The organism is Vibrio sp. 661, from assembly GCF_033339315.1.
GTDB lineage: Bacteria > Pseudomonadota > Gammaproteobacteria > Enterobacterales > Vibrionaceae > Vibrio > Vibrio alginolyticus.
This window is the reverse complement of record NZ_JAWOUJ010000039.1, coordinates 1-4,112: the sequence shown is the minus strand read 5'-3', so window position 1 is coordinate 4,112 and position 4,112 is coordinate 1. Positions and strand designations below refer to the sequence as shown.

General features: G+C 39.0%; 6 protein-coding genes and 1 pseudogene. 5 read left to right on the top strand and 2 right to left on the bottom strand.

All coding sequences use genetic code 11. The annotated features are described in order from the left end of the window. The 3 genes and pseudogenes from R7P69_RS24400 to R7P69_RS24390 form a co-directional block, all read left to right on the top strand. Positions 1-143 (top strand): annotated as a pseudogene (locus R7P69_RS24400) (antibiotic biosynthesis monooxygenase); the annotation flags it as partial. Continuing rightward, complete coding sequence (locus tag R7P69_RS24395; RefSeq protein ID WP_000460651.1) at positions 136-522, top strand: hypothetical protein; 387 nt, start codon at positions 136-138, stop codon at positions 520-522. The pseudogene R7P69_RS24400 and the gene R7P69_RS24395, both read left to right, overlap by 8 nt. A gap of 7 nt (positions 523-529) precedes the next feature. Then, positions 530-1,216 carry an ArsR/SmtB family transcription factor gene (locus tag R7P69_RS24390; RefSeq protein ID WP_001284954.1) on the top strand — a complete coding sequence of 229 codons (687 nt, stop codon included), beginning with the start codon at positions 530-532 and terminating at the stop codon, positions 1,214-1,216. On the opposite strand, the gene tetR(B) is transcribed toward R7P69_RS24390, so the two are convergent. After that, positions 1,194-1,817: a tetracycline resistance transcriptional repressor TetR(B) gene (gene tetR(B) / locus R7P69_RS24385; RefSeq protein ID WP_000088605.1), complete on the bottom strand. Its 624-nt coding sequence runs from the start codon at positions 1,815-1,817 to the stop codon at positions 1,194-1,196. The two genes, R7P69_RS24390 and tetR(B), sit on opposite strands and share 23 nt — an antisense overlap. Positions 1,818-1,898: 81 nt before the next feature. On the opposite strand from tetR(B), the gene tet(B) reads away from it, so the two are divergent. Beyond that, a complete protein-coding gene (gene tet(B) / locus R7P69_RS24380) occupies positions 1,899-3,104 on the top strand; it encodes a tetracycline efflux MFS transporter Tet(B) (protein WP_010446567.1) in 1,206 nt (401 codons plus the stop codon). Positions 3,105-3,216: 112 nt separating this feature from the next. Here tet(B) and tetC read toward each other — a convergent pair whose 3' ends face one another. After that, on the bottom strand, positions 3,217-3,810 hold the full coding sequence (gene tetC, locus R7P69_RS24375; protein WP_000428546.1) for a tetracyline resistance-associated transcriptional repressor TetC: 594 nt from the start codon (positions 3,808-3,810) through the stop codon (positions 3,217-3,219). 87 nt (positions 3,811-3,897) lie between these two features. On the opposite strand from tetC, the gene R7P69_RS24370 reads away from it, so the two are divergent. Beyond that, positions 3,898-4,086 carry a hypothetical protein gene (locus R7P69_RS24370; protein ID WP_199828333.1) on the top strand — a complete coding sequence of 63 codons (189 nt, stop codon included), beginning with the start codon at positions 3,898-3,900 and terminating at the stop codon, positions 4,084-4,086. The last annotated feature ends 26 nt before the right edge of the window (positions 4,087-4,112 follow it).

Here is a 4,112-nt window from a genome sequence, read left to right as displayed (position 1 = left end):
ACGCAGTTCTGCAATGGAAAAATCATGTTTTACATGCGAAAGCTCAACAAGAAGGGCGAGAGTCAATATTTGATTTTTACAAAATTAGTATTGCTCATATTACTCGCGAATATTCATTTAAAAAGGACAAGGATAATGTTTGATGTTCACGTTGTTTTAGATAATCAAATAGGACAATTAGCATTACTAGGAAAAACATTAGGTAATAAAGGTATTGGATTGGAAGGGGGAGGGATATTTACGGTTGGTGATGAATGCCATGCTCATTTTCTTGTTGAACAAGGAAAGGAAGCTAAAATAGCGCTAGAGCAAGCTGGACTGTTAGTACTTGCGATCCGGACACCATTAATTCGTAAGTTAAAACAGGAAAAACCGGGGGAACTTGGCGAAATAGCACGAGTATTGGCGGAGAATAACATTAATATTTTAGTGCAATACAGTGACCATGCTAACCAACTGATATTAATAACGGACAATGATAGTATGGCTGCATCTGTTACGCTCCCTTGGGCAATAAAGTGAACTTGCGATGGCTAATTTAATACGAAAAGAGGTTACCTTTGAGTCCTCAATAGCCGCGATAGGGGCGGCTATGTCTGACATTTCACGAGTTAAAATACTCAGTGCTTTGATGGATGGGCGAGCTTGGACGGCCACTGAGCTAAGTTCTGTGGCGAATATATCAGCTTCAACGGCGAGCAGTCATTTATCTAAATTATTAGATTGCCAGCTAATCACAGTAGTAGCTCAAGGCAAGCATCGTTATTTTCGGCTAGCAGGAAAAGATATTGCTGAATTGATGGAAAGTATGATGGGGATCTCCTTAAACCATGGCGTACATGCCAAAGTTTCCACGCCAGTGCATTTACGAAAAGCACGTACTTGCTATGATCATTTAGCTGGCGAAGTTGCCGTTAAGATCTATGATTCCCTTTGTCAACAGCAATGGATCACTGAAAATGGTTCAATGATCACATTAAGTGGTATTCAATATTTTCATGAAATGGGAATTGACGTTCCTTCCAAACATTCACGTAAAATCTGTTGTGCGTGTTTAGATTGGAGTGAACGCCGTTTCCATTTAGGTGGGTACGTTGGAGCCGCATTATTTTCGCTTTATGAATCTAAAGGGTGGTTAACTCGACATCTTGGTTACCGTGAAGTTACCATCACGGAAAAAGGTTATGCTGCTTTTAAGACCCACTTTCACATTTAAGTTGTTTTTCTAATCCGCATATGATCAATTCAAGGCCGAATAAGAAGGCTGGCTCTGCACCTTGGTGATCAAATAATTCGATAGCTTGTCGTAATAATGGCGGCATACTATCAGTAGTAGGTGTTTCCCTTTCTTCTTTAGCGACTTGATGCTCTTGATCTTCCAATACGCAACCTAAAGTAAAATGCCCCACAGCGCTGAGTGCATATAATGCATTCTCTAGTGAAAAACCTTGTTGGCATAAAAAGGCTAATTGATTTTCGAGAGTTTCATACTGTTTTTCTGTAGGCCGTGTACCTAAATGTACTTTTGCTCCATCGCGATGACTTAGTAAAGCACATCTAAAACTTTTAGCGTTATTACGTAAAAAATCTTGCCAGCTTTCCCCTTCTAAAGGGCAAAAGTGAGTATGGTGCCTATCTAACATCTCAATGGCTAAGGCGTCGAGCAAAGCCCGCTTATTTTTTACATGCCAATACAATGTAGGCTGCTCTACACCTAGCTTCTGGGCGAGTTTACGGGTTGTTAAACCTTCGATTCCGACCTCATTAAGCAGCTCTAATGCGCTGTTAATCACTTTACTTTTATCTAATCTAGACATCATTAATTCCTAATTTTTGTTGACACTCTATCATTGATAGAGTTATTTTACCACTCCCTATCAGTGATAGAGAAAAGTGAAATGAATAGTTCGACAAAGATCGCATTGGTAATTACGTTACTCGATGCCATGGGGATTGGCCTTATCATGCCAGTCTTGCCAACGTTATTACGTGAATTTATTGCTTCGGAAGATATCGCTAACCACTTTGGCGTATTGCTTGCACTTTATGCGTTAATGCAGGTTATCTTTGCTCCTTGGCTTGGAAAAATGTCTGACCGATTTGGTCGGCGCCCAGTGCTGTTGTTGTCATTAATAGGCGCATCGCTGGATTACTTATTGCTGGCTTTTTCAAGTGCGCTTTGGATGCTGTATTTAGGCCGTTTGCTTTCAGGGATCACAGGAGCTACTGGGGCTGTCGCGGCATCGGTCATTGCCGATACCACCTCAGCTTCTCAACGCGTGAAGTGGTTCGGTTGGTTAGGGGCAAGTTTTGGGCTTGGTTTAATAGCGGGGCCTATTATTGGTGGTTTTGCAGGAGAGATTTCACCGCATAGTCCCTTTTTTATCGCTGCGTTGCTAAATATTGTCACTTTCCTTGTGGTTATGTTTTGGTTCCGTGAAACCAAAAATACACGTGATAATACAGATACCGAAGTAGGGGTTGAGACGCAATCGAATTCGGTATACATCACTTTATTTAAAACGATGCCCATTTTGTTGATTATTTATTTTTCAGCGCAATTGATAGGCCAAATTCCCGCAACGGTGTGGGTGCTATTTACCGAAAATCGTTTTGGATGGAATAGCATGATGGTTGGCTTTTCATTAGCGGGTCTTGGTCTTTTACACTCAGTATTCCAAGCCTTTGTGGCAGGAAGAATAGCCACTAAATGGGGCGAAAAAACGGCAGTACTGCTCGGATTTATTGCAGATAGTAGTGCATTTGCCTTTTTAGCGTTTATATCTGAAGGTTGGTTAGTTTTCCCTGTTTTAATTTTATTGGCTGGTGGTGGGATCGCTTTACCTGCATTACAGGGAGTGATGTCTATCCAAACAAAGAGTCATCAGCAAGGTGCTTTACAGGGATTATTGGTGAGCCTTAACAATGCAACCGGTGTTATTGGCCCATTACTGTTTGCTGTTATTTATAATCATTCACTACCAATTTGGGATGGCTGGATTTGGATTATTGGTTTAGCGTTTTACTGTATTATTATCCTGCTATCGATGACCTTCATGTTAACCCCTCAAGCTCAGGGGAGTAAACAGGAGACAAGTGCTTAGTTATTTCGTCACCAAATGATGTTATTCCGCGAAATATAATGACCCTCTTGATAACCCAAGAGGGCATTTTTTACGATAAAGAAGATTTAGCTTCAAATAAAACCTATCTATTTTATTTATCTTTCAAGCTCAATAAAAAGCCGCGGTAAATAGCAATAAATTGGCCTTTTTTATCGGCAAGCTCTTTTAGGTTTTTCGCATGTATTGCGATATGCATAAACCAGCCATTGAGTAAGTTTTTAAGCACATCATCATCATAAGCTTTAAGTTGGTTCTCTTGGATCAATTTGCTGACAATGGCGTTTACCTTACCAGTAATGTATTCAAGGCTAATTTTTTCAAGTTCATTCCAACCAATGATAGGCATCACTTCTTGGATAGGGATAAGGTTTTTATTATTATCAATAATATAATCAAGATAATGTTCAAATATACTTTCTAAGGCAGACCAACCATTTGTTAAATCAGTTTTTGTTGTGATGTAGGCATCAATCATAATTAATTGCTGCTTATAACAGGCACTGAGTAATTGTTTTTTATTTTTAAAGTGATGATAAAAGGCACCTTTGGTCACCAACGCTTTTCCCGAGATCTCATCTATTGAAACAGCTTGATAGCCTTTTTCAACAAACAATATTCGTGCTGAGTTAACCAGTGATTGATAGGTACTCTTAAAATTTTCTTGTTGATGATTTTTATTTTCCATGATAGATTTAAAATAACATACCGTCAGTATGTTTATGGTATCATGATGATGTGGTCGTGACAATCTTAAGAACATTTAGGTTATTTTATGTATATTGAACAGCATTCTCGCTATCAAAATAAAGCTAATAACATCCAATTAAGATATGATGATAAGCAGTTTCATACAACGGTTATCAAAGATGTTCTATTATGGATTGAACATAATTTAGATCAGTCTTTACTGCTTGATGATGTGGCGAATAAAGCGGGTTACACCAAGTTATTATCGGCGTAATAAATTATGGGAATTGGAGGCAATGC

What these genes read in the sequence shown, in the direction of transcription:
- R7P69_RS24395 (WP_000460651.1), top strand. Translation starts at nt 136, where the DNA reads ATGTTTGATGTTCACGTTGTTTTAGATAATCAAATAGGACAATTAGCA.
- R7P69_RS24390 (WP_001284954.1), top strand. Translation starts at nt 530, where the DNA reads ATGGCTAATTTAATACGAAAAGAGGTTACCTTTGAGTCCTCAATAGCC.
- R7P69_RS24370 (WP_199828333.1), top strand. Translation starts at nt 3,898, where the DNA reads ATGTATATTGAACAGCATTCTCGCTATCAAAATAAAGCTAATAACATC.
- tetC (WP_000428546.1), bottom strand. Translation starts at nt 3,810, where the DNA reads ATGGAAAATAAAAATCATCAACAAGAAAATTTTAAGAGTACCTATCAA.